At 57.7% G+C, this 23,401-nt stretch carries 26 protein-coding genes and 1 tRNA gene; 18 read left to right on the forward strand and 9 right to left on the reverse strand.

Translation table 11 applies throughout. The features are described 5' to 3' along the window. Positions 1-78 precede the first annotated feature (78 nt). The 4 genes from AK821_RS07750 to AK821_RS07765 are packed head-to-tail and all read left to right on the forward strand — an operon-like array spanning position 79 to position 5,653. Positions 79-2,910 carry a xanthine dehydrogenase family protein molybdopterin-binding subunit gene (locus AK821_RS07750; RefSeq protein WP_064389133.1) on the forward strand — a complete coding sequence of 944 codons (2,832 nt, stop codon included), beginning with the start codon at positions 79-81 and terminating at the stop codon, positions 2,908-2,910. Next, complete coding sequence (locus tag AK821_RS07755) at positions 2,903-3,442, forward strand: (2Fe-2S)-binding protein (RefSeq protein ID WP_064389134.1); 540 nt, start codon at positions 2,903-2,905, stop codon at positions 3,440-3,442. The genes AK821_RS07750 and AK821_RS07755 overlap by 8 nt, the downstream gene beginning before the upstream one ends. A 2-nt stretch (positions 3,443-3,444) precedes the next feature. Further along, on the forward strand, positions 3,445-4,680 hold the full coding sequence (locus AK821_RS07760; RefSeq protein WP_064389135.1) for a c-type cytochrome: 1,236 nt from the start codon (positions 3,445-3,447) through the stop codon (positions 4,678-4,680). A gap of 1 nt (position 4,681) precedes the next feature. Beyond that, positions 4,682-5,653, forward strand: a complete 972-nt coding sequence (locus tag AK821_RS07765; protein ID WP_064389136.1) for an XdhC family protein — start codon at positions 4,682-4,684, stop codon at positions 5,651-5,653. Between the two features lie 47 nt (positions 5,654-5,700). On the opposite strand, the gene AK821_RS07770 is transcribed toward AK821_RS07765, so the two are convergent. Further along, on the reverse strand, positions 5,701-6,984 hold the full coding sequence (locus tag AK821_RS07770; RefSeq protein ID WP_064389137.1) for an NAD(P)/FAD-dependent oxidoreductase: 1,284 nt from the start codon (positions 6,982-6,984) through the stop codon (positions 5,701-5,703). A gap of 183 nt (positions 6,985-7,167) precedes the next feature. Here AK821_RS07770 and AK821_RS07775 point away from each other — a divergent pair. After that, positions 7,168-7,244: transfer RNA gene (locus tag AK821_RS07775), tRNA-Val, on the forward strand. 152 nt (positions 7,245-7,396) lie between these two features. On the opposite strand, the gene AK821_RS30850 is transcribed toward AK821_RS07775, so the two are convergent. Further along, the gene (locus tag AK821_RS30850) at positions 7,397-7,591 is read right to left on the reverse strand and encodes a hypothetical protein (RefSeq protein ID WP_082355419.1); all 195 of its coding nucleotides are present in this window, start codon (positions 7,589-7,591) and stop codon (positions 7,397-7,399) included. A gap of 957 nt (positions 7,592-8,548) precedes the next feature. Here AK821_RS30850 and AK821_RS07780 point away from each other — a divergent pair. After that, the gene (locus AK821_RS07780) at positions 8,549-9,004 is read left to right on the forward strand and encodes a DUF2214 family protein (protein WP_064389138.1); all 456 of its coding nucleotides are present in this window, start codon (positions 8,549-8,551) and stop codon (positions 9,002-9,004) included. A 219-nt stretch (positions 9,005-9,223) separates the two neighbouring features. On the opposite strand, the gene csrA is transcribed toward AK821_RS07780, so the two are convergent. Beyond that, entirely contained in the window at positions 9,224-9,418 is a 195-nt protein-coding gene (gene csrA, locus AK821_RS07785; RefSeq protein ID WP_003179932.1) for a carbon storage regulator CsrA, read from the reverse strand. 250 nt (positions 9,419-9,668) lie between these two features. Between csrA and AK821_RS07790 the strand changes: the two genes are divergently transcribed. Both AK821_RS07790 and AK821_RS07795 read left to right on the forward strand, forming a co-directional pair. Continuing rightward, positions 9,669-10,037: an SPOR domain-containing protein gene (locus AK821_RS07790; protein ID WP_064389139.1), complete on the forward strand. Its 369-nt coding sequence runs from the start codon at positions 9,669-9,671 to the stop codon at positions 10,035-10,037. An 87-nt stretch (positions 10,038-10,124) separates the two neighbouring features. Then, a complete protein-coding gene (locus AK821_RS07795; protein WP_064389140.1) occupies positions 10,125-11,036 on the forward strand; it encodes a siderophore-interacting protein in 912 nt (303 codons plus the stop codon). A gap of 55 nt (positions 11,037-11,091) precedes the next feature. Here the strand turns inward: AK821_RS07795 and AK821_RS07800 are convergent, their stop codons facing one another. The 3 genes from AK821_RS07800 to AK821_RS07810 form a co-directional block, all read right to left on the reverse strand. Further along, positions 11,092-11,781, reverse strand: a complete 690-nt coding sequence (locus AK821_RS07800) for an endonuclease (RefSeq protein ID WP_064389141.1) — start codon at positions 11,779-11,781, stop codon at positions 11,092-11,094. Between the two features lie 4 nt (positions 11,782-11,785). Next, a complete protein-coding gene (locus AK821_RS07805; RefSeq protein WP_064389142.1) occupies positions 11,786-12,055 on the reverse strand; it encodes a DUF1654 domain-containing protein in 270 nt (89 codons plus the stop codon). Between the two features lie 198 nt (positions 12,056-12,253). Next, positions 12,254-13,342, reverse strand: coding sequence for an asparaginase (locus AK821_RS07810; protein WP_064389143.1), 1,089 nt, complete (start codon positions 13,340-13,342; stop codon positions 12,254-12,256). A 349-nt stretch (positions 13,343-13,691) separates the two neighbouring features. Between AK821_RS07810 and AK821_RS07815 the strand changes: the two genes are divergently transcribed. The 8 genes from AK821_RS07815 (at position 13,692) to AK821_RS07850 (ending at position 21,314) form a co-directional block, all read left to right on the forward strand. Then, positions 13,692-14,138, forward strand: coding sequence for a hypothetical protein (locus AK821_RS07815; protein ID WP_064389144.1), 447 nt, complete (start codon positions 13,692-13,694; stop codon positions 14,136-14,138). Between the two features lie 201 nt (positions 14,139-14,339). Next, positions 14,340-15,296 (forward strand): sugar ABC transporter substrate-binding protein, encoded by a 957-nt coding sequence (locus AK821_RS07820; RefSeq protein ID WP_064389145.1) that lies wholly within the window; start codon positions 14,340-14,342, stop codon positions 15,294-15,296. 57 nt (positions 15,297-15,353) lie between these two features. After that, positions 15,354-16,907: a sugar ABC transporter ATP-binding protein gene (locus tag AK821_RS07825; RefSeq protein WP_064389146.1), complete on the forward strand. Its 1,554-nt coding sequence runs from the start codon at positions 15,354-15,356 to the stop codon at positions 16,905-16,907. Further along, entirely contained in the window at positions 16,904-17,881 is a 978-nt protein-coding gene (locus AK821_RS07830) for an ABC transporter permease (RefSeq protein ID WP_064389147.1), read from the forward strand. The genes AK821_RS07825 and AK821_RS07830 overlap by 4 nt, the downstream gene beginning before the upstream one ends. A 9-nt stretch (positions 17,882-17,890) precedes the next feature. Next, entirely contained in the window at positions 17,891-18,910 is a 1,020-nt protein-coding gene (locus tag AK821_RS07835; RefSeq protein ID WP_064389148.1) for a LacI family DNA-binding transcriptional regulator, read from the forward strand. 24 nt (positions 18,911-18,934) lie between these two features. Further along, the gene (gene rbsK, locus AK821_RS07840) at positions 18,935-19,852 is read left to right on the forward strand and encodes a ribokinase (RefSeq protein ID WP_064389149.1); all 918 of its coding nucleotides are present in this window, start codon (positions 18,935-18,937) and stop codon (positions 19,850-19,852) included. Then, a complete protein-coding gene (rbsD, locus tag AK821_RS07845; RefSeq protein WP_064389150.1) occupies positions 19,849-20,253 on the forward strand; it encodes a D-ribose pyranase in 405 nt (134 codons plus the stop codon). Before rbsK ends, rbsD begins: the two co-directional genes overlap by 4 nt. Before the next feature lie 32 nt (positions 20,254-20,285). Further along, on the forward strand, positions 20,286-21,314 hold the full coding sequence (locus AK821_RS07850; protein ID WP_064389151.1) for a nucleoside hydrolase: 1,029 nt from the start codon (positions 20,286-20,288) through the stop codon (positions 21,312-21,314). Positions 21,315-21,347: 33 nt separating this feature from the next. On the opposite strand, the gene AK821_RS07855 is transcribed toward AK821_RS07850, so the two are convergent. After that, entirely contained in the window at positions 21,348-21,560 is a 213-nt protein-coding gene (locus AK821_RS07855) for a hypothetical protein (protein WP_064389152.1), read from the reverse strand. 132 nt (positions 21,561-21,692) lie between these two features. Between AK821_RS07855 and AK821_RS07860 the strand changes: the two genes are divergently transcribed. Together AK821_RS07860 and AK821_RS07865 are read left to right on the forward strand one after the other, a co-directional pair. Beyond that, complete coding sequence (locus AK821_RS07860) at positions 21,693-21,998, forward strand: hypothetical protein (RefSeq protein WP_064389153.1); 306 nt, start codon at positions 21,693-21,695, stop codon at positions 21,996-21,998. A 169-nt stretch (positions 21,999-22,167) separates the two neighbouring features. Further along, entirely contained in the window at positions 22,168-22,485 is a 318-nt protein-coding gene (locus tag AK821_RS07865; protein WP_064389154.1) for an I78 family peptidase inhibitor, read from the forward strand. Between the two features lie 72 nt (positions 22,486-22,557). Here the strand turns inward: AK821_RS07865 and AK821_RS07870 are convergent, their stop codons facing one another. Beyond that, the gene (locus AK821_RS07870) at positions 22,558-22,770 is read right to left on the reverse strand and encodes a cold-shock protein (protein ID WP_003179963.1); all 213 of its coding nucleotides are present in this window, start codon (positions 22,768-22,770) and stop codon (positions 22,558-22,560) included. 288 nt (positions 22,771-23,058) lie between these two features. Continuing rightward, positions 23,059-23,361: a hypothetical protein gene (locus tag AK821_RS07875; RefSeq protein WP_064389155.1), complete on the reverse strand. Its 303-nt coding sequence runs from the start codon at positions 23,359-23,361 to the stop codon at positions 23,059-23,061. Between the last annotated feature and the right edge of the window lie 40 nt (positions 23,362-23,401).

A 23,401-nucleotide genomic window follows, 5' to 3' on the forward strand; every position in this document is an offset into this window, starting at 1 on the left:
AAGAAGGGCTTCTGCAAGACTCGAGATTCCCAGTAGATAACCAGAAGGGCGGACACATAACCGCCCAGAGGATGATCCATGTCCAACCGTGATATATCCCGGCGCTCGTTCCTCCAGGGCGGGCTGGTGGCGGGCGTGAGCGTCACGCTCACGCCACTCAGCACCCAGGCGCTGGCTGCCTTGATGGAAAACAGCGTAACCGTGCCGTCCGAGAAATGGCTCGGCAACAACGGCAAAGCGCGTCAGCGTAACGATGCGCTGTCCAAGGTCTGCGGCAGCAAAGTCTTTGCTCGCGACATTCGCTCCAAGGACATGCCGGGCTGGCCCGAGCAGCAAGGCCACGCCATGTTGCTGAAAACCATCAAGGCTGACCGCATTTACGACGGTTACGACCTGTCGTGGCTCGGCGCCGATTTGCAGCCGGACCGCATCGTCACCGCCGCTGACCTGGATAAGGACGGCATCGTCTTCCCGGAAGAACATGCGCCGGATCCACTGCTGCCAGAAGGCAAGGTGCCAATGTTCATCGGTCACCCGGTGGCCATCCTGATCTGGAACGACTTCGAGCGCTTCCGTCAGGCCAAGAACAAACTCAAATTCAATGACAAAGCGATTCGTTACGGTGCCAAAGTGCCGTTCTACGAAGGCGACCCCTACGGCAGCTTCCGCTATGTGCGCGTTGGCGGCGCGACCTCGGCAGACGAAGATGAATTCGCCAGCCTCAAGGACTCGATCCTGTTCCCGATGCTGAAGAACCGTCGTCCGGTGTGGAATTCCCAGCCGAACCTGCACGGCAATCTGACTGAGCGCGGGCTGTTCTACGCTGACCGCATGAAGAGCGAGATCGACACGCCGCCGGACAACTGGCTGGTATTCGACGAGCGCTACAAGACCCCGTCGATCGAGCCGGCTGCAATGGAGCCGGACAACGGCAACGGCTGGTACGACCCGAAGACCAAGACCCTGCATTTCGTAGTGGCCACCCAGTGCCCGCTGGAGGCAGCGACCGAAACTGCGAAGATGATCTCGCCGTCGCGCTTCGGCCTCGACAACCTCAACATGCATCCGGGTTACACCGTCGGTTACGGTTCCAAAGACCACAACATCTTCGTTTACTACGCGGCCCTCGCCGCGTTGTACGGCGCCGGTGTGCCAGTACGCTTGGCCAACGACCGCTACGAGCAGTTCCAAAGCGGGATCAAGCGTCACCCGTTCGACATCCGCTACCAATTGGCCGTGGACAAGAACGACTACAGCTTCAAGATTTTCCGCGCTGAAATGAGCGTCGACGGTGGCGGCCGGATCAACTACAGCCCATCGGTAGCCGCGGTTGGCGCCACGGCCGCGCAGTCGATCTACTACATGCCGCAGAACGATCTGCAAGTCACCGCCTACCACTCGCGTGGCGTTGAGGCCGGTTCGATGCGTGGTTACGGAACCCTGCAGAGCATGGCGGCGACCGAAATGATGGTCGACGAAATCGCCAATCGCCTCGGTGTCGATGCCATCGCCCTGCGTCGCAAGAACGCTTTGCGTTCGGGCATGAAAAACACCCAGGGCGCGACCCCCGCCGGTGCTTTGCGCCTGCATGAAATTCTCGACAAGGCTTCGGTGCACGAAGTCTGGAAAAACCGCGACGCGATCAAGAACCAGCGCGAAGCCGCCGACCCGGACAACTGGTACGGCGTCGGTTTCGCCATTTGCCAGAAAGACTTCGGCACCGGTTCTGAAGCGCCGATGGCCAGCATCGAATTCACTGCCGAGGGTCGCATAACCCTACGCCACATCGGTATCGAAATCGGCACCGGCATGTCCACCTCGCAGGCTCTGGTCGTGGCCGATTTCCTCGGCAGCCCGGCGCACGAAGTGAAGACCGGTGAAACCGAATGGAAGGAAATGCAGCTGATCACCAGCGGCAACCCTTACATCATGAGTCAGACTGAGCAGGATAACCTGCTGCGCAACCCGCGCTGGGTCGGCAAGCTGGCCTCGGCCTCGTCGGCGACCAACTCGGCGTACTACTTCAGCCATGCCACCCGTGAAGCGGCGCGCGTGCTGTTCAACAACGGTTTGTGGCCAGCGGCCATGGAAATCTGGCGTCAGGGTCCTTACGGCGGTCAAGCCAACCCTTACGTTGTACGTCGCGAAGATGCGCATTGGGTTGACGGCAAACTTACCGCCAACGGCATGCAGCCGTTGAGCTTCGAAGAGCTGGCCAAACACGCTCACGAGCGTGGCCTGGTGACCGGCGCCACCGTTCATGCGTTCAACCGCTGGAGCTGGGCTGAAGCCGAATACAGCATCGACGGCGTGCGCGAGCGTCTGCCGCTCGATGGTCTGGCGGTGAAGTACGGCGACGGTGCACCTAACGCGAAAAAAGCGCTGATGAACACTGCCGGTTTCCACTTGCTGGATCGCCAGAACATCAATTATCCGGTCGTGCAACTGAACAACGCTGCGGTGACTTACTACAGCCCGGTGGCGACGCTGGTCGAGTTGAAGGTCAACAAGGGTTCGGCAGAAGTCGAAGTGCTTAACCATCATTCGTGGGTCGAGTGCGGTCGTGTGCTGGTCGAAGAGCTGGTCAAGGGTCAGATGGAAGGCGGTATCGCCATGGGCATCGGTCACGCGTTGATGGAAGAAATGCCGCTGTATGAAGGTGGGCCGGGGGAGGGGGACTGGAACTTCAACCGTTACCGTCTGCCGATGGCGCGCCACGTTGCTGTGTGGAAACAGACGTCGGAAATTCTCCCGGCGCTGTCGCCAAGCGATCCGTCCAAAGGCATCGCCGAAGTGGTGATGATCCCGATTGTCGGCGCCATCGGTAACGCCGTGGCGCATGCCATCGGTAAACGTGTTCGCGATCTGCCAATCACTGCTGCGCGCATCAAGGAGGCCCTCAATGGCTAACCGTCCGCTTCAACTGACCCTCAATGGTCAATCCGTCGGCCCCGTGGACATCCCTGATGACCTGCCGATGATCGACTATCTGCACGAATACAAAAACCTCACCGGTTCGCGTCTGGGCTGCGGCCAGGGCATCTGCCACGCCTGCGTAGTGATCGTCGACAATCCCGACGGCACCAGTGAAGAGGTGCGCACCTGCATTACCGGCGCGCATTACTTCGAAGGCAAGAAAGTCCGCACCATCGAGAGCCACGCCAAGCGTGACGAAGGCGGTCAGGTGACTGAGCTGAACCCGATCCAGCAGCGCTTCGTCGATGAGTTCGCTTTCCAGTGCAGCTACTGCGCACCGGGCTTCGTCAACGCCGCGACCGTGCTGGTTGAGAAGCTGCAGCGCCAGCCGATTGTCAAAAGCCAGCTGGAACAAGTCATCGAGGACAGCCTCGGCCATCACGTCTGCCGTTGCACCGGGTACGTGCGTTACTACAACGCTACCCGCAACGTGCTGACCGATCTCGGCCTGGTCAAGGAGGGTTAAGCATGAAGCTTTTACTGACCCGCCTGACCTTGGCGGTCGGCCTCGCTGCGCCGGTGTTGTTTGCTCACGCCGATGATCAGGTCAAGCGTGGCGAGTATCTCGCACGCGCTGCTGACTGCATGGCTTGCCACACGGCAGCGGGTGGTGCGCCGTTTGCCGGCGGTCTGCCGATCGTCTCGCCGTTCGGCACGATCTACGGCACCAACATCACCCCGAGCAAAGAGCACGGCATCGGTTTGTATAACGATGACGAGTTCTTCGCGGCGCTTACCGAAGGCAAGCGTCGCGACGGTGCGAACCTGTATCCGGCGATGCCGTACACCTCGTATCACCTGATGCCGCGCGCGGATTCGGATGCGATCCATGCGTATCTGAAAACCATCGAGCCGATTGAGCGCGCAGCGCCGGTCACCAGTCTGAGCTTTCCGTTCAACGTGCGTCCGGGTCTGATCGGCTGGAACATGATGTACGGCAAAGACCTGAAACTGGAGTCGGCCGAAGGCAAAAGTGAAGCGTGGAAACGCGGCCAATACATGGTCGAAGTGCTCGGTCACTGCGGCGAATGCCACACCCCGCGCGGCCTGCCGGGTGCGATGCAGCTGGATAAACGCCTCACCGGCGGAATCCTTAATGGTTATCTGGCGCCGAGTCTGCTGGCTACTGATCTGGCCGCTCGCGGCTGGAACGAGCAGGATCTGAGCACGTTCCTCAAGCACGGCATGAGCGCGCAGGGGACGATGTTCAACGAGATGTTCCCGGTGTTCCACAACAGCACTCAGGGCCTGAGCGATCCGGATCTGGCGGCAATGGCGACGTTCCTGCTCGGCGACAAACCGCCGGCAGCCAAAACGCTTGTCGAAGTGCCGGTGGAAAAACTCAGTCCGAGCGCCCAGCGCGGCCAGCAGGAATACCTGAATGTCTGCGCCGGTTGCCATGCGGTCGGTGGTGAAGGCAAACCGCACATCGCGGTGGCCATGCGCGGCAACACCACGTTGCGCCTGGAAGATCCACGCAACCTGTTGCGCGTGATCGAAGATGGTATCGGCGAGCAGAAGTTTTCCGGTTTCGAGCACATGCAACCGATGCCGGGTTTTGCCGGCAAGCTCAGTCCTGAACAGCTGACCGATCTGCTCAACTACCTGCGTCAAGGGTGGGGCGGCCAGTCTGCCGAGCTGGCAGTGAGCGAGGTGCAGAAGCTGCAAGCCGACGCACCGTCCATCGAGCACAAGGCCCACTGACATGCAGCATCTCGATCTACAAGTGGTGCGCCGCGCGCTGGAGTGGTCGGTGGCGGGGCAGCGTATCTGGCTCTGCACCGTGCTGACGACTTACGGCTCGGCACCACGCGCGCCGGGTTCGCTGCTGGCGGTGAACGAAGGCGGGCAGTGGATCGGCTCGCTGTCGGGTGGATGCGTCGAGGAAGACTTTCTCGAGCGCGTCGCCGAAGGTGCGTTTGTCGATGCGGTCAACGTTGTGCGTTACGGCGAGGGTGACGATCCGCGTTCGCGGGTCAGCCTGCCGTGTGGCGGCATTCTCGATGTGCTGGTAGAGAAGTTTGACGCCGACTGTGATGTGCAGGCGCATCTGCGTGAGTTGGAGTCGGCGCTGCTCGGTCAGCGTCGCTTGATTCGCGAGGTCGATCTGGCCAGCGGTGCGCGCAGTCTGTTCGCAGATCGCGAGCAGGGTGCGCGTATCGAGCGTGAGATTGATCGGGTGCGGATTCGTGTTGGCGCGGCGCAGCGCTTGTTGCTCGCCGGTTATTCCAGCGTGGCGCAGGCGTGTGCCGAGTTCGCCGTGGGTCTCGGGTTTGAAGTGATTCTCTGCGATCCGCGTGATGAAGTGCTTGAAGGCGTGGTGCTAAACGGCGTGGAGATTCGTCGGCAATTGCCTTCGGTGTTTATCGCCGATGGTGGCTGCCACCGCGATACGGCGGTCGTCGCGTTGACCCACGATCCGCGCATCGACGATCTGGCGATGATGGAAGCGGTGCGCACCGAAGCGTTCTACATTGGCGTAATGGGATCGCTGCAGACCTCGCAGAAACGCTTTGAGCGACTGCGCCGGATCGGTGGGCTGGGCGAGTCTGAGTTGGCGCGGATCCATGCGCCGATCGGGCTTAACCTCGGCAGCAAGACGCCGGCGGAAATTGCTCTGGCGGTGCTGGCTGATATCCTGCGGATCCGTAGCGGGATTGCTCGGGATCAGCTCTGAAACCGTTCAGTGTTGAATAAAAAGGGCCGCTGTTCAGCGGCCCTTTTTTACATCCCGAATTTGTCGCGCAACCCGTAATACCAGGCACCCAGCGCCGCAAACGGTGTTCGCAGCAATTGGCCGCCGGGGAACGGGTAGTGGGGCAGATCGGCAAACGCATCAAAGCGCTCAGCCTGACCGCGTAACGCCTCAGCCAGAACCTTGCCTGCCAGGTGTGTGTACGTCACGCCATGGCCGCTGCAGCCCTGCGAGTAATAGATGTTGTCACCCAAGCGCCCGACCTGAGGTAAGCGTGAGAGGGTCAGCAGGAAATTTCCGGTCCAGGCGTAATCAATCTTCACATCCTTGAGCTGCGGAAATGCCTTGAGCATCTTCGGGCGGATGATCGCCTCAATGTTCGCCGGATCCCGCGCGCCATAAACAACGCCGCCGCCGAAGATCAGACGTTTGTCGCCAGTCAGGCGGTAATAGTCGAGCAGGTAGTTGCAGTCTTCGACGCAGTAATCCTGCGGCAGCAATGCTTTCGCCAGCTCGTCCCCCAGTGGCTCGGTAGTGATCACCTGAGTGCCGCACGGCATCGATTTGGCCGCCAGTTCCGGCACCAGATTACCGAGGTAAGCGTTGCCGGCGACAATGATGAACTTGGCCCTGACCTTGCCTTGCGGCGTATGCACCACCGGGTTGGCGCCACGCTCAATGCGCAGGGCAGGCGATTGCTCATAGATCGTGCCGCCGAGCGACTCGACCGCCGCTGCTTCGCCGAGGGCAAGGTTCAGCGGATGAATATGGCCGCCGCTCATATCGAGCATGCCGCCGACGTACTGATCACACGCGACCACTTCGCGGATGCGGCGTTGATCGAGCAGTTCCAGTTGCGTATGACCGAAGCGCTCCCAAAGACGCTTCTGCGATTCCAGGTGACCCATCTGCTTGGCGGTAATGGCTGCGAATACGCCGCCGTCCTTCAGGTCGCACTGAATGTTGTACTTGGCCACGCGCTCGCGAATGATCCGGCCACCCTCGAAAGCCATCTGCCCGAGCAACTGCGCCTGCTTCGGCCCAACGGTGCGTTCGATCACATCGATGTCACGGCTATAACTGTTAACGATCTGCCCGCCATTACGCCCGGAAGCGCCGAAACCGACCTTGGCTGCTTCCAGTACCGTCACGCGAAAACCGTTCTCCAGCAGAAACAGGGCAGACGACAATCCGGTATACCCGGCGCCGATCACACAGACGTCCGTCTCCACATCATCCTGCAAGGCAGGGCGGGGCGGTACGGTATTGGCCGACGCAGCGTAATAGGACTCTGGGTAAGGGGTGTTCGCCATCCGGCAGCCTCTGTTTAATATATTTTACGAGTGCACCGATCCTACCTGAGTTGAAAAACCTCTGCCAGCCACCGGAAAATCTTCGTCAGCGGCCCGAAATTAAATATTTTGCATATTCATAGGGTTAGGTGAAAAAAAGGTGTTGACACCCCTCGGGAATTCCGTAGAATGCCGCCTCACAGCAGGCACGTAGCTCAGTTGGTTAGAGCACCACCTTGACATGGTGGGGGTCGTTGGTTCGAGTCCAATCGCGCCTACCAAACAAAATCCGCTCTGCTGGGCGGTCTGGAAGGGCTCACCGAAAGGTGAGCCCTTTTTTGTTGTCTGCGATTTGTGCGGAGTGCTCAAAAGGTATCGGGCTTGTCCATCTGGGCGCCGGGAGTGCTGTTGTGACTGTAGGGATTATTGGCATTCAATATTCCAAGCCTCGACTCTCAGCCGTTCCAACAGGCTGCATCTCTTTAGAGATACTTGGTTTCCAGCCTTTTTTAAGGAGTTCTTTCCTCGCTGACAAAAAAGGCATGCCTTCTTTTATCGGGATTTCTGTTGCGCTGGCAAAGGTGCAGCTGAAGCAAAGCAATAAAGATACGAACAGATGTGTTCTCATTTCGCAGTCCCGCCAAATTTCCTGTAAGTCGACACGACGTCGTCATAGGGCATGTACTTTTGGCCGGAGGGCTTTCCATTTAGCGGGCGGTTGGCTTGGCCTGGACCCATGGGTAAAGCTTCCCACTGGCCAGATGCCTTGTGAATTGCATTTTTGATGTCGCCATTTACGATTGGATCAATTGCCTTTACCGATCGAAGGAATCTGTTACGCGAGCTGCGGGTTTGCCACTGATGGAAAAATCCTTTTCAAGGGGTCAGGCGGGTGCTGGCAGGCTGTCGCTGATTTCGACGATGCGAGCTATCCGTGGCGTCTTTATGAAATGTCTGGGCGGTGCGGGCGGCGGCGTGGAGTTGAGCGGGCGCTGGTGGGGAGGAGCCTGTCCATAGGTTTGGAGTGCATCGAATTGAACCGTCCATGTAACTTTCGTACGCAGATGATCCTACTATTTCGAAGAGTGGTTAACAGTTGTTACATCTTTTTGGTTGACTGATTTGCGGCGAGTTTTTCGCGGATTTTCTCCGCGCTCTGACTGGTTTGGATCCTTGCTGATTTGCGTGCGAATGATCAGGCAGGCCGGATGTGGCTGTCGCTACTCCTGAAGTTGTGCTTTGTGGCGGCCAATGAGTAACCGTCTGTCGCCATCGTCCTTTGAAATAATGTGGAGATTTAATGACTTACGATGATTTTTAACCGACCGGTTATCAAAAATAAGTTGTTAGGTGCAGGATGATTCAGTAAGATCCGCCCCGCGTTCACCACCACGGTTTATGCATTTTTAAATCCCAAGCTTCCATCAGCTGCTTGGGATTTTTTTTGCCTGCGATTTGCCTCTACCGGCTGAATTTCTCGTCTCGGTCTCTCCTGAATGCCTGATGACACCCGACAGGCAAATCCTTGTTTTTTCAACTACTACTGACTGGCCGATTTTCAACTCTTTCTGATGAGGGTGTATCGATGCTGGTTCATTGGTTTCTTGCAGCTGTTCATCTGCTGGCATTTGCCTTGGGTTTTTGGGCCGTACTGACGCGAGGGGCGGCGTTCAGTCGCTTGGCGGCGGGGACGGGAGAGGCGGGGGGGGTTCTGCTGGCCGACAATTTCTGGGGGATCTGCGCACTGATCTTGTTGATCACCGGCGGGATGCGTGCCTTCGGCGGATATGAAAAAGGCACTGACTATTATCTTCATCAACCGCTGTTTCATCTGAAGATGACGCTGTTCGTTCTGATTCTGCTGATAGAGCTGGCGCCGATGATCACGCTGATCAAATGGCGGATCGCCAAGGCGCGGAGTGCGGAGCTCGATACCGGGCGAGCAAAGCTGTTCGCACGCATCAGTCACGTCGAAGCGCTCTTGCTGGTGCTAATGATGGTTGCAGCCACTGGCATGGCGCGTGGTGTGGTGTTCGGATAGGAAGGCGAATTCCCTTTGCTCTATCGGAAATGTCCGACAGCCAGCCTTGAGAATGCTCGGTAGTATCGATCAGCAGAAGGGACGGGAGGGTAACGCGGCGGGTGCATGTGTCAGGCGCCGTGCCCAAGGAGCTTGGGAAGCGGGTGGCAAAACGGCGCGTGAATCTTTAGCCAGTCATTGCGCGCAAGCAAACGAACTGGCTACTGACTGCAGTGCGACTCAGGGAGTCTGTGGCTTGTCCGGGGCGGTCAGGCCAGCCTGAATACGCTGGTAGATTTCTTCACGATGCACTGCAACGTTTTTCGGCGCGTTGATGCCGATGCGAACCTGTTGGCCGCTTACGCCCAGAATGGTGATGGTGATGTCATCACCGATGTTTATGCTTTCACCGACTTTGCGGGTGAGTATCAGCATGGTCTTCTCCTTGATTGCTTTGTAGGGCACCTGATTCAGACAGTGCAGAGGTCGGTGGTACGTATAGATTAGTGCGAAGTCTCACGGTTTGGGTGCCTCTTTCTGACGCGCAGATGCGGCATTAATTCCCAGGGCGTAACTATACAGAGGCTGCAATCATCAATCTCGTTGTTTTGTGCCCATTTTGCGGGGCTCGCGAAGTATTTATGAATGTTAAGATCGCCGCTTTGAGAATTCCGAGGGAAGCGTTGTGCGCAAATTGGTTTGGGTAGTCGCGGCACTGGTATTGGCAGGATGTGGTGAAGGCAAGAGTGTGGACGAGCAAAAGTCGCAAACGGTGGCCGCGACAGCTCCTGTCGCAGCATCTGTTGCGCAGTGGGATCTTGAAGTGCGTGGCGAAACGCCTCAGGCGGTCAGTGATCTGAGTGGCTGGTTGATCGAACACGCTTTCGTGCCGACAGTTGTCAGGGATGGTAGCGGCAAAACGCGCATTCTGATTGGTCCGTTCAATTCCCAGGCCGAAGCTGAAGCCCGGAAAGTGCAGGTGGATGCGGCGTTGGTGAAAGCCAAAAAACAGAATATTGAATCGGTCATCATCGAGCATCCGATCACGCCGTAACACGCTCCATTCGGCGGAGCTGCCTAAAGGTCATCAAGCGCGATTCGTTCCTTTTGAATCGCCGAAGATATCCAGAAGGAGCTCCCCATGGCCTCCGCCAATCCCTACAAGTTGTTCGATGTCACTTTGCAGCGTAAAACCCGATTGAGTCCGCACATGATGCGCCTCACTCTGGTGGGCGCACCCGTTTGCGAAATGGCCACGTGGGCGCCGGATCAACGGGTAAAGCTGTTTTTCCCTGCCGCCGACGGTTCACAGTCAAAGCTTGCCCAGGACGAGGGGTGGTACGCGCGCTTCAAGTCGATGCTGGTCGATCGACGGCCCGCGATGCGCACCTACACCATTCGCCACCTGCGAGTTGAACAGGGCGAAGTGGATATCGATTTTGTTCTGCACGGTGAAACCGGTCCGGCATCGCGATGGGCCTTGCGCGCGCAGCCGGGGGACTCAATGCAGATTCTTGCCCCTGACAAACATTTTTCAGCGCAGCAGGCCGGTGGGTTCGAATGGAAGCCTCCGCGAGCGCTAAAGCAATTGCTACTCGTCGCCGATTCCACGGCGTTGCCGGCCGCCATGGGCATTCTCGACGAAATGGCGGTCCTCGCCGAGCCCCCGCAAACCCAAGCGTTCTTCGAAGTCGACAGTGCGCAAGACATGCTCGCCGTGCCTGACTGGCCTGGATTATCGGTGCAATGGTTGATTCGTGATGAGGCCAATGCAGAGGTCGCCGGTGCGCTGATGGTCGATGCGGTGCGGCAAGCGACCTTGCCCGTGCATACCTCTTCAGAGGGGCAGGCCGTGAAGCTTGCAGATGTCGATATTGATAAAGACATTCTCTGGGAAGTCGCCGACGCCGCAACCGGAGGTTTCTACGGCTGGATTGCAGGAGAAAGTGCGGCGGTCATGAGTCTGCGCAAATACCTGATCAAAGAGTGCGGCATCCCGCGCGAAGCGCTCAATCTGATGGGTTACTGGCGCTACAACAAATCTGGCAGCTAAGCATGAAAAGGGCCTCGAACATCACGTTCGAGGCCCTTTTGTATTGCGTGAGGGATTAACCGCAGGCTTTCAGATTGACTGGCCCGACAAATTCATTGCCGCGCCCCATCACGCACGCCACGCTCTGATTACGCTGGCGTTCCCAGTCCTGCACGGGATAGGTCTTGTCCCACGCCTCGTACAATTGACGATCCTGTTTCGACAGGCGCAGGCCATATTGCTTGCTCATGTAGAAATAGGTGCGGGCGATCATGCCGCGAATCGAAGGGCGCGGCATGACCTTCTTTGCCTTGAAGTCGACCTGAGTCAGACACGAGCCGTACTGACCGGATTGCACCGGTAGCCAGCCGTAACTGAAGTTGCTGCGGTCGCCATTGACCTCGCCGATGCTCGGCACCAGGTTGTGCAGGTCGGCCTCGGCTTTCTGGTAGGACGGGTCATAGCGTGTGCAGTTCTTGCGACCGCCTTCCTGCCAGCATTGACGCTGATGGCCAAACTGCCACGCCGGCACGATGTGCTCCCACTCGATGCGCGAAGCGCGTTTGGCGTTTTTGCGCGGTATATAACCGCAAGCCTTCAAATCAACTTTGTTGCCGGTGTATTTGCATCCGCAGTAAAACTCGGTGGACTGCGGCGCGTACAGCTTCCAGGCGACCTTCTTGGCTTCGGTGAATGTGCGGGGTGCGCCGGCCTGAGCCCCCATGGCGACGAACAACAACAGTACAGCGAAAAAGCGGACACTCATTGAATCAATCTTCCTTCGGCACAACCCAAAAAATCTGCACGCCGCCATCGTCTCGGTAGGCGAGGGTGACGTTGTCGTTCTCGTCGATTTCCTCGAGCAGGCGCTCCCACTCATCCATCGGCTCATCCGGCAAACGGAAGATCAGCGCGGCTTTGGCTTTTTGTGCGGTGGGGGAGTTGATGATTTTCTGAACGCGCAGACCCATGCGTTCGTAAGCATCCGGAGCATCAGGAGAGGTGGCCACGAGGTTATCCTTATTAAGCTGTACGTGCATACAGTATTTAACTGTAAGCAATTTCGCAACTGCTTAAAATTCAAGAAAATCCTCTGACAGCGGTTTTCGGATTTTGGTGTAGGTCGTGTCGACTTTTTTGTGGGAAAAATTCAGAAGGGTTGTAAGCAGCCCACCACTCGCCAGACAGGAGAGTGGTGAACCAAGTGCCCGATCGAGAATCGACCGGGCGAAGGTCAATCAGTATTCCCAGAACATCCGTTGCAGTTCCTTGCTGTCATTGGTTTTGGTCAATGCGACCATCGCCAGGATGCGGGCTTTCTGCGGGTTCAGGTCGTGCGCGACAACCCAGTCGTATTTGTCGTCTGGCTGCTCGGCGTTGCGCAGAACGAAGCCGCCAGCGTTGACGTGAGACGAACGAATGATTTGCACGCCATCCTTGCGCAGCGCTTGCAGGGTCGGAACTACGCGAGAGGATACGGAGCCGTTGCCGGTACCGGCGTGGATGATCGCCTTGGCGCCGGACTGCGCGAGAGCCTTGTAGGCGGTATCGCTCACGTTGCCGTAGGAATAAGCGATTTCTACGTCAGGAAGACTCTTGATGTTTTTGATGTCGAATTCCGAATCCATGGTGTGACGCTTGGCTGGCAAGCGGAACCAGTAGGATTTGCCTTCGACCACCATGCCCAACGGACCCCAGGCGCTCTTGAAGGCCTCGGTTTTGATGTTGATCATTTTGCTGACGTCGCGACCGGACTGGATTTCATCGTTCATGGTCACCAGTACGCCTTTGCCGCGTGCATCTTTACTGCTGGCGACAGCGACGGCGTTGTACAGGTTGAGCATGCCATCTGCCGACATGGCAGTGCCTGGACGCATCGAGCCAACGACGATGATCGGCTTGTCAGTCTTCTCGACCAGATTGAGGAAGTAGGCGGTTTCTTCCAGGGTGTCGGTACCGTGGGTGATGACGATGCCGTCGACGTCTTTGCTGTCAGCCAGTTCCGCAACACGGCGGCCCAATTGCAGCAGGTTGTCGTTGGTGATGCTTTCCGAAGCAATCTGCATGACCTGTTCGCCGCGCACATTGGCCAGTTTGTTCAGCTCGGGAATGCCGGCAATCAATTGTTCGATGCCAACTTTAGCGGCCTGGTAGGTGGCGCTGTTGGCAGCACTCGCGCCGGCACCGGCAATGGTGCCGCCAGTGGCAAGTACCACCACGTTAGCGAGTTTTGTCTGGGTTTCGACTTCTTTCGCCTGAAGGGCGGTAGGCAAAAGCAGGAGAAGGGCCAAAGCGCCCGGAACCAAAGTGTTAAAAGCAGATTTCATTATTTTTCTCTCTAGTAGTGAGACGGTGCTGATGCAGGTTCATCTAGATGCGCCCCGGGCTGATCTGAATGCCTGGAGTGCTATGGGAAGAGCAGGATCTGTACCAGCCGTACTTTGCTTTAGAGAAATGTTTAACCTGATGATTTAAATCAAGTTTTTATGATTTGGAAAAGAGCAGAGGAAATCGCCTATCCGGGTTTCCGAACAATGGAAGCTTTCGCGTTCGGTTCACCGAAAAGGACTACCGATCCTGTCGAACGAATTTGCTTGCCGGATTCGAATGTTCTGCTAAAGAAAGCCCCGCGCTGGCCGATGGTGGTTCAAGGAAACTAAAATGTAGGGAGTCCACATGTCACTGACGATTGGTTTGGCAAACCCCGGCGCCGTCACCATCGGCGGCAAAACTGCGGCGACCATCAATGCCTTGAGCGAGGCGCAGACAGATGCGTCCGCTGAGGCATTGGGCACTGAGAAGGAACCAGGCAATCAGGTCCGAACCGGTGGCGCCGCGCCAGAAGACAGCAAGGCTGAAAGTAGCGATAACCTGAGCGTTACCGTCAAAATGCTGCTGAAGCGAATGCAGGAATTGCAGAAGCAGCTCCAGGAACAGCAGCAGCGTCTGGCGGCGGCGCAGGCTCAGAGTTATCCGACGCCGGAGGCGAAGTCGCAGGCGGTGATGTCCATTCAGGGGCAGATTGCGCAAACCAGTGGCGAGATGATGGAAGTCGCGGGAGCACTGCTCAAGGAAATGACCAAGGATTCCACCAGCGGTAATCTGGTCAGCACCACGGCATAAACGGCGAAGGGGCGACTCGGCAGATTCGCCCTACAATAAATGACGATTTCTGATTGTTGACAAATGTCGGCGAGATTCGCATAGTCCGGTCTACGCAAACGTTTGCGCGGCTTTCCCGATGCACTGTCTCTCGGCTGAAAGCGACGTAGCTTACGCCAGCGCAAGCGTTGCTCACAATAATCATAAGATCGGAGTGAACCCATGAAGCTGCCATTTGCTGGACGTCTTCTCGCTGTCGCTATGCTGGCCGCCGCCGCTGCCACGCTCCCTGTCTCTTCGGCGTTCGCCGAATCCCCTGAAAAGCCCAAGGTCGCGCTGGTCATGAAGTCCCTGGCCAACGAATTCTTCCTGACCATGGAAGATGGGGCCAAGGCTTATCAAAAAGAGCATTCCGCCGATTTCGATCTGATCTCCAACGGGATCAAGGACGAGACGGATACTGCTGGCCAAACGCGGATCGTCGAGCAAATGATTCTGGCGAAGGTCAATGCCCTGGTTATTGCGCCATCTGACTCCAAAGCCATGGTGCCGGTGATCAAGAAGGCCGTGGATGCCGGTATTACCGTGATCAACATCGACAACCAGCTCGATCCGCAAATCGTCAAAAGCAAGAACATCAGCGTGCCATTCGTTGGCCCGGATAACCGTAAAGGCGCACGTCTGGTCGGTGAGTATCTGGCGAAACAGCTCAAGGCCGGTGATCAGGTCGGCATCATCGAAGGCGTGTCGACGACGACCAATGCCCAGCAGCGTACCGCTGGCTTCAAGGACGCGATGGACGCGGCGCAGATCAAGGTCGTTTCCCTGCAGTCCGGTGATTGGGAAATCGACAAAGGCAACAAGGTTGCCGCTTCGATCCTCAGCGAATACCCGGACGTCAAGGCGCTGCTGGCCGGTAACGACAGCATGGCCGTCGGCGCCGTCTCCGCTGTACGTGCCGCCGGCAAGGCGGGTCAGGTACAGGTTGTCGGTTACGACAATATCAACGCCATCAAGCCAATGCTCAAAGACGGTCGCGTGCTCGCGACTGCCGATCAGTTCGCCGCCAAACAGGCTGTTTTCGGTATCGAAACTGCGCTGAAAATCATCAAGGGCGAGAAGGTCGACAGCGGAACCAACGGCGTGATCGAAACACCGGTTGAACTGGTCACCAAGTAAGACTTCTGGCGACACAACGACGCTCGCCCGTCCGGGCGAGCGTATGGAGAGTTTTTTATGTCAGTTTCCGCCCCGAACGCTGTCCTCTCGGTCAGCGGTATCGGTAAGACCTATGCGCAACCGGTGCTCACCGGCATCGATTTGACGCTGATGCGCGGTGAAGTGCTGGCGCTGACCGGCGAGAATGGCGCCGGCAAAAGCACCCTGTCGAAGATCATTGGTGGCCTGGTCACGCCGACCACCGGCCAGATGCAATTCCAAGGCAAGGACTATCGCCCCGGCAGTCGCACCCAGGCTGAAGACCTCGGCGTGCGCATGGTCATGCAAGAGCTCAACCTGTTACCGACGCTGTCGGTGGCGGAGAACCTGTTTCTCGATAACCTGCCAAGCAACGGAGGCTGGATCAGTCGCAGGCAATTGCGCAAAGCGGCGGTCGAAGCCATGGCGCAAGTCGGTCTTGACGCGATCGATCCCGATACTCTGGTCGGCGAGTTGGGAATCGGCCATCAGCAGATGGTCGAAATCGCCCGCAATCTGATCGGTGATTGCCATGTACTGATTCTCGATGAACCGACCGCGATGTTGACAGCGCGCGAAGTCGAAATGCTCTTCGAGCAGATCACTCGTCTTCAGGCACGCGGTGTTTCCATCATTTACATCTCCCACCGTCTCGAAGAACTGGCGCGCGTGGCCCAGCGCATTGCCGTGCTGCGTGACGGTAACCTGGTGTGCGTCGAGCCGATGGCCAACTACAACAGCGAGCAGCTGGTGACGCTGATGGTCGGTCGTGAGCTGGGCGAACACATTGACATGGGGCCGCGCAAGATTGGCGCTCCGGCATTGACGGTCAAAGGCCTGAGCCGTTCGGACAAAGTGCGCGATGTCTCTTTCGAGGTGCGCGCGGGCGAGATCTTCGGGATTTCCGGACTGATCGGGGCTGGGCGCACAGAGTTGTTGCGCTTGATCTTTGGTGCAGACACCGCCGACAGTGGCACCATCGCCCTCGGTTCGCCGGCGAAAGTGGTCAGTGTGCGTTCGCCGGTCGATGCGGTGCGCAATGGCATCGCGCTGATCACTGAAGACCGCAAGGGCGAAGGCTTGCTGCTCAGTCAATCGATCAGCGCCAACATCGCACTGGGCAACATGCCAGAAATTTCCAGTGGCGGTGTCGTCAACAACGGCGACGAAATCGCTTTGGCGCAGCGTCAGATCGACGCCATGCGCATTCGCAGCTCGAGCCCGACCCAACTGGTTTCAGAGTTGTCCGGTGGTAACCAGCAGAAGGTGGTGATCGGCCGTTGGCTGGAACGTGATTGCTCCGTGCTGCTGTTCGACGAGCCTACCCGTGGCATCGACGTGGGCGCCAAGTTCGACATTTATGCACTGCTCGGCGAATTGACTCGCCAGGGCAAAGCGCTGGTGGTGGTGTCCAGTGACCTGCGTGAACTGATGCTGATCTGTGACCGGATCGGCGTGTTGTCGGCCGGGCGCCTGATCGACACCTTCGAGCGCGACAGCTGGACCCAGGATGATTTGCTTGCTGCCGCGTTCGCCGGCTACCAAAAACGTGATGCGTTGCTCAACGAAGCGGCGCCTAGGGATCTCCCATGAAAACTGCATCTCCTGCCGGCAAGCGTAGTGGCAACTTCTACGGCCTGGGCACTTATCTGGGCCTGGCCGGCGCCTTGTTGGCGATGGTTGCGCTGTTCTCGGTCTTGAGCAGCCACTTTCTGTCCTATAACACCTTCAGTACCCTGGCCAACCAGATTCCCGACCTGATGGTGCTGGCGGTCGGCATGACCTTCGTGCTGATCATTGGTGGCATCGATCTGTCTGTGGGTTCGGTTCTGGCACTGGCGGCCTCGACGGTCAGCGTCGCCATGCTTGGCTGGGGCTGGAGCGTATTGCCGGCGGCGTTGCTCGGCATGGCGGTGGCGGCACTGGCTGGTACCGTTACCGGTTCGATCACCGTGGCATGGCGAATTCCTTCATTTATCGTTTCCCTCGGCGTGCTGGAAATGGCCCGGGGCCTGGCGTACCAGATGACGGGATCGCGCACGGCTTACATCGGTGATTCATTTGCCTGGCTGTCCAACCCGATTGCGTTTGGTATCTCGCCGTCGTTCATCATTGCCTTGCTGGTAATTTTCATTGCCCAGGCGGTTTTGACCCGCACCGTGTTCGGTCGCTACCTGATCGGCATCGGCACCAATGAGGAGGCGGTGCGTCTGGCCGGGATCAATCCGAAACCTTACAAGATTCTGGTGTTCAGCCTGATGGGTTTGCTGGCCGGGATCGCTGCGCTGTTTCAGATTTCCCGTCTTGAGGCCGCCGACCCGAATGCCGGCTCAGGCCTCGAACTGCAAGTCATCGCTGCCGTGGTGATTGGCGGAACCAGCCTGATGGGCGGGCGTGGCTCGGTGATCAGTACGTTCTTCGGCGTGTTGATCATTTCCGTGCTGGCGGCCGGCCTGGCGCAGATTGGGGCGACCGAACCGACCAAGCGCATCATCACCGGTGCGGTCATCGTGATCGCCGTGGTGCTTGATACTTATCGCAGTCAACGCGCCAGTCGACGGGGCTGATATACAAATATGGCAACGATCAAGGATGTAGCGGCACTTGCAGGCATCTCCTACACGACCGTGTCGCATGTGGTTAACAACACGCGGCCGGTCAGTCAGGAAGTGCGCCTGAAAGTCGAGGCGGCGATCAAGAGTCTCGACTACGTGCCGAGTGCGGTGGCGCGCTCGCTGAAAGCCAAGACCACCGCAACCATCGGTTTGCTGGTACCCAACAGTCTCAACCCGTACTTCGCCGAACTGGCCCGGGGCATCGAGGATTATTGCGAGCGAAACGGCTATTGCGTGATCCTCTGCAACTCCGACGATAACCCGGAAAAACAGCGCAGCTATTTACGCGTCCTGCTGGAAAAACGCATCGACGGTTTGATTGTCGCCTCTGCCGGCGGCGATAGCGGTCTGGCGCAAGGGCTGGCCGGTGTGAAGACGCCGATGGTCATTGTCGACCGAGGCCTGGAAGGTGTAGACGCGGATCTGGTACGCATCGATCACGAGTACGGCGCGTATCTCGCCACTCGGCATTTGCTGGAGTTGGGCCACCGCGATATTGCCACTATCGGCGGTCCGGCCAGTACCAGCGTGGCGCAAATGCGTCAGGCCGGATATTGCCGGGCGCTGCAAGAGGCGGGCATCGAAGTGCGGCAGGCGCGCATGCTGGAAAGTGATTTCACCAGCACCGGCGGTTACAACGCGGCAGCGCTTCTGCTGGAAAGCAATCCGCCGAGCGCCATTTTTGCCGGTAACGACATGATTGGTATCGGTGTGCTGCGCGCGGCGGCCGAGCGCAATGTGCGGGTGCCAAGTGAACTGTCGGTGATCGGCTTCGACGATATCCAGATGAGCCGTTACGTGTATCCGGCACTGACCACCGTCGGCCAGTCGATCCTGCAATTGGGCGAGATGGCGGCCGAAGTGCTGCTGCGAAGGATTGCCACACCGGATCGGGGCACTGATCAGCGGATCGTGACCCCGAGTATTGTCTTGCGCGAATCGACCGCGCCGTTGTCCGGCGTGTTCACCGAATACCGCTGAAACCGAATTGACGAGTAGTGATGTATGCCAGCAAATGTAGTGGTAATAGGCAGCCTGAACATGGATCTGGTCACCCGCGCGCCACGGCTGCCGCGGGGCGGTGAAACGCTGATCGGTCATTCCTTCACCACCGTTTCCGGTGGCAAGGGCGCCAATCAGGCGGTGGCGGCTGCACGACTGGGCGCGCAGGTCGCCATGGTCGGCTGCGTCGGCAACGACGACTATGGTGTGCAATTGCGTGACGCGTTGCTGGCCGAGCAGGTCGACTGTCAGGCGGTGAGTGCTGTCGAAGATTCCAGTGGCGTAGCGCTGATCGTGGTCGATGACAACAGTCAGAACGCCATTGTGATTGTCGCGGGCGCCAACGGTGCAATGACGCCGGCAGTGATCGACCGGTTTGATGCGGTGTTGCAAGCCGCCGACGTGGTGATTTGCCAGCTCGAGATCCCTGATGCAACTGTAGGTCACGCACTCAAGCGCGCGCGCGCGCTGGGCAAGACCGTGATCCTCAATCCGGCGCCGGCCAGTCGACCGCTTCCAGCAGACTGGTTTGCCGCGATCGATTATCTGATTCCCAACGAGAGCGAAGCGACCGCGTTGAGTGGCCTGACGGTCGACTCGCTGCAAACAGCGGAAAATGCTGCCAGTCATCTGATCGCCTTGGGTGCGGGCAAAGTCATCATCACCCTTGGTGCTGAAGGTTCGCTGTTCGCGAGTGGCAAGGGCTTTGAGCATTTCCCCGCGCCGAAGGTAAAAGCTGTCGATACCACTGCCGCCGGGGACACCTTCGTCGGTGGTTTTGCGGCTGCGCTGGCTGGTGGCAAATCCGAAGCCGAGGCCATTCGCTATGGGCAGATCGCCGCAGCACTGTCGGTTACTCGCGCCGGCGCGCAACCGTCCATTCCAACCATGTCCGACGTACAGGCCTTTAAACCCGCATGAAAAAGACTCCTTTGCTCAACGTCGCGCTGTCGCGACTGATCGCATCCTTGGGCCATGGCGACATGCTCGTCATCGGTGATGCCGGATTGCCGGTGCCTCCCGGTGTCGAGTTGATCGATCTGGCGCTGACCCACGGCGTTCCCGATTTCGTCAGCACCCTGAAAGTCGTGCTCAGCGAGATGCAAGTGGAAAGCCATGCACTGGCCAAGGAGATCTTTGACAAGCAACCGACGGCGCTGACCACGCTGGACGCGCTGAATGACGAGGGCGAACTGGGTCGTCGCGACCTGCTCAGTCATGAGCAATTCAAGGTTCTCAGCCGCCAGGCGCGGGCGATTGTGCGTACAGGCGAATGTCAGCCGTACTGCAACATCGTGCTCGTCGCCGGGGTTACGTTCTAACTTTCGATGTCCACCTGCACAAGGAATGCGCCATGCAACGCTATGCTCACAAACTGCATCAATTAATCCGGAGTCTGCTGCTTTTGTCCGTGATAACTGCGACCGGCGCTCAGGCGGCGGAAAAAATCGACCTGATCATCGACACCGATCCGGGCGCGGACGACGTGGTCGCCTTGCTGTTCGCCCTGGCCTCACCCGATGAATTGAATATTCGTGCACTGACCACAGTGGCCGGCAACGTGCGTCTCGACAAGACATCGCGTAACGCGCGCCTGGCTCGCGAGTGGGCAGGGCGCGAGGACGTTCCGGTCTACGCCGGGGCGCCAAAGCCGCTGATGCGTACGCCAATCTATGCCGAGAACATCCATGGCAAGGAGGGGCTGTCGGGTGTCACTGTGCATGAGCCGAAAAAGGGCCTGGCGGAAGGTAATGCGGTCAACTATCTGATCGATACCCTGAAAAAAGCCAAGCCACACAGCATCACTATCGCCATGCTCGGTCCGCAGACCAACCTGGCGCTGGCATTGATCCAGGAGCCCGAGATTGTTCAGGGCATCAAGGAAGTAGTGATCATGGGTGGTGCGCACTTCAATGGTGGCAACATCACCCCCGTGGCTGAATTCAACCTGTTTGCCGACCCGCAAGCCGCTGAAGTGGTGCTCAAGAGCGGCGTAAAACTGACCTATCTGCCACTGGACGTGACGCACAAGATCCTCACCAGTGACGCGCGGCTGAAGCAGATTGCCGCGCTCAACAACAATGCGGGCAAAATCGTCGGCGACATCCTCAACGAGTACATCAAGGGCGATATGGAACACTACGGTATTTCGGGCGGCCCGGTGCATGATGCGACCGTCGTGGCGTATTTGCTCAAGCCGGAGCTGTTCACCGGTCGTTCGGTGAATGTCGTGGTGGATAGCCGTGAAGGGCCGACGTTCGGGCAAACCATTGTTGACTGGTACGACGGTCTGAAAGCACCGAAGAATGCATTCTGGGTTGAAAATGGCGACGCCCAGGGCTTCTTCGACTTGCTCACCGAGCGCCTGAAACGCTTGAAGTAAGCAACCCGCCCGCAGGTGCCAGCCTGCGGGTTTTTACCCCTTTGTTGCGAGTTCGTGCTCGACCTGTTCGGTCGGGTAGCGCTCGAAAATCTGCTTGATGAATTGCTGTGCCGCTTCTGTGCCCAGCTCTTTAACCAATAGATCGATACCAATCAGCGCCAGTTCTTCAGTGGTTCCAGGGCTGTAAGAACTGTGTCCGTCTGCCCATTTGGCGTTGATGGCGGCGTCGATGCTGATGGTGGTCATGAGAGCGCTCGAAAAGTCGAAAGGTCTGAGTGCCGAGTTAACCATTTTGTCGGGCGTTTGGCACTGCGACTTAGGCATGAGCACACGGCTATGCGACACTTGGTCTTTTCCGGCTGATCCAAGGACTGTGTTGTGCAGATCGATTTGAATACCCCTGATGGCCTTACGCTCGACGCGGTGCGTCAGTTGCTGGCCTCGGCCAGTGATGATGAGCACACCCAGCTGCGCGTGACGAAGGGCGGTATTGCTTACATTTCCTCGGGCGTGACCGGTGGGCAGGACATCGATAGTCTGCTGTTTCGTCTTGAGACGTGGGCCAAGGGTTCGGGCTACGTCGGAAATGTCGCAGCCAGCGATGAAGTCTGGGTGATGCAGATTTTCAATGCGCTCAAGGATAACTGGCCCAATCCGCCCTTTGACTACATCGATGTCTACTGAGCGCCGTTAATATTCAGTCACGATTGATATATGAAGAGTCGAGCTACGCTCAGGCACACTCGGCGTTTTTCTGATCGTGGGGCAGGGTGATGGCCTTGGCCGTGAAACCAAACGCCGCGATGGCGGTCGCACGATCTCAGCTTAACTTTATTGAATACAAGGAGGCTTCATGCCTTTGAAGTTCGCGACACTGGGTGCACTTATGGCCGCAGCCCTGTTGGCCGGTTGCAGTACGAGTTCCAGCGAGTCGGCAAAGGATCCAGTGGCAACCGAATCGGGTCACAGCCGCTGTGAAGCAACGGCGGCGCAGTTCGCCATTGGCAAGAAGGCTTCACCTGAGTTGCTGGAGCAGGCTCGCGCCAAGGCCGGTGCGCAGAATGCTCGTTTCCTCAAGCCTAACGATATGATCACGCTGGAGTACCGCTCCGATCGCCTTAACCTGAACACCGACAACAATCTGGTGATCACTCGCGTCAACTGCGGCTGATCGCAGAACGCTTAGGTTACAGGCATAAAAAACCCCGTCACATGGACGGGGTTTTTTTAGTGCGCCGAGAAATTACTCTGGGCGAACCTGTGCAGCTTGCATACCCTTTTGGCCTTTCTCAGCCACGAAGGAGACAGTCTGGCCTTCTTTCAGGCTTTTGAAACCGTCGGATTCGATAGCTTTGAAGTGTACGAACAGGTCGTCACCGCCACCTTGAGGAGTGATGAAGCCGAAGCCTTTTTCATCGTTGAACCACTTAACGGTGCCGGTTTGGCGATTAGACATGGTGTATCTCCAAGAAACATATATTTTTCAGTACTGTGCTGCTCAGGCCAACTGGGCACACCCGGGTATCATAGTCGAAATGTTCGCTTTGGTAGCCCCCCGGACGTGCTGTTTGCCAATCAGTCGTGTTTTCTTTACTGCCTTTTTTGGCTGCAGGCCCCGGTTTAAAAGGCTTCGAGCGAAAAGTAAAGACAATAAAAAAACCTGTAAAACCTGCATAAATCGTCTGAAAAGGCTCATTTCTGGCGCTTTTTTCCAGCCTTTAGCCGATCATCAAGGCCTTTTTTATCACTTTTTAGCCGGGGTATTCGCCTTGCATTTGGCGATTTGACCCAAGGCTTTCTGTTGCAGATCAGGCGTTGCCTTGTTGTCCATCAGTGCCTGAATGTCGCTGGCTGGATAAGACTTGATTGCGTCCGCGCCACAGGCACAGTGGGATTTCGCTGCAGCGGCGCCAATTTGTGGAGTGGCAGCCTGTGTGCACTGGGCCATGTATTTCTCACGCTCGCCCTTCGGCCAATCGGCGTGAGCGCTCAGCGGCAGCAGTAGAACAATGGGGGCGACTACGGCGAATAAGGTGTTCAGACGCATGCGAGGATGCTCCTTGTGGGTCAGTGTCTTGTTATCTGAG

It is taken from the genome of Pseudomonas sp. RIT-PI-r (assembly GCF_001297015.1).
Taxonomy (GTDB): domain Bacteria; phylum Pseudomonadota; class Gammaproteobacteria; order Pseudomonadales; family Pseudomonadaceae; genus Aquipseudomonas.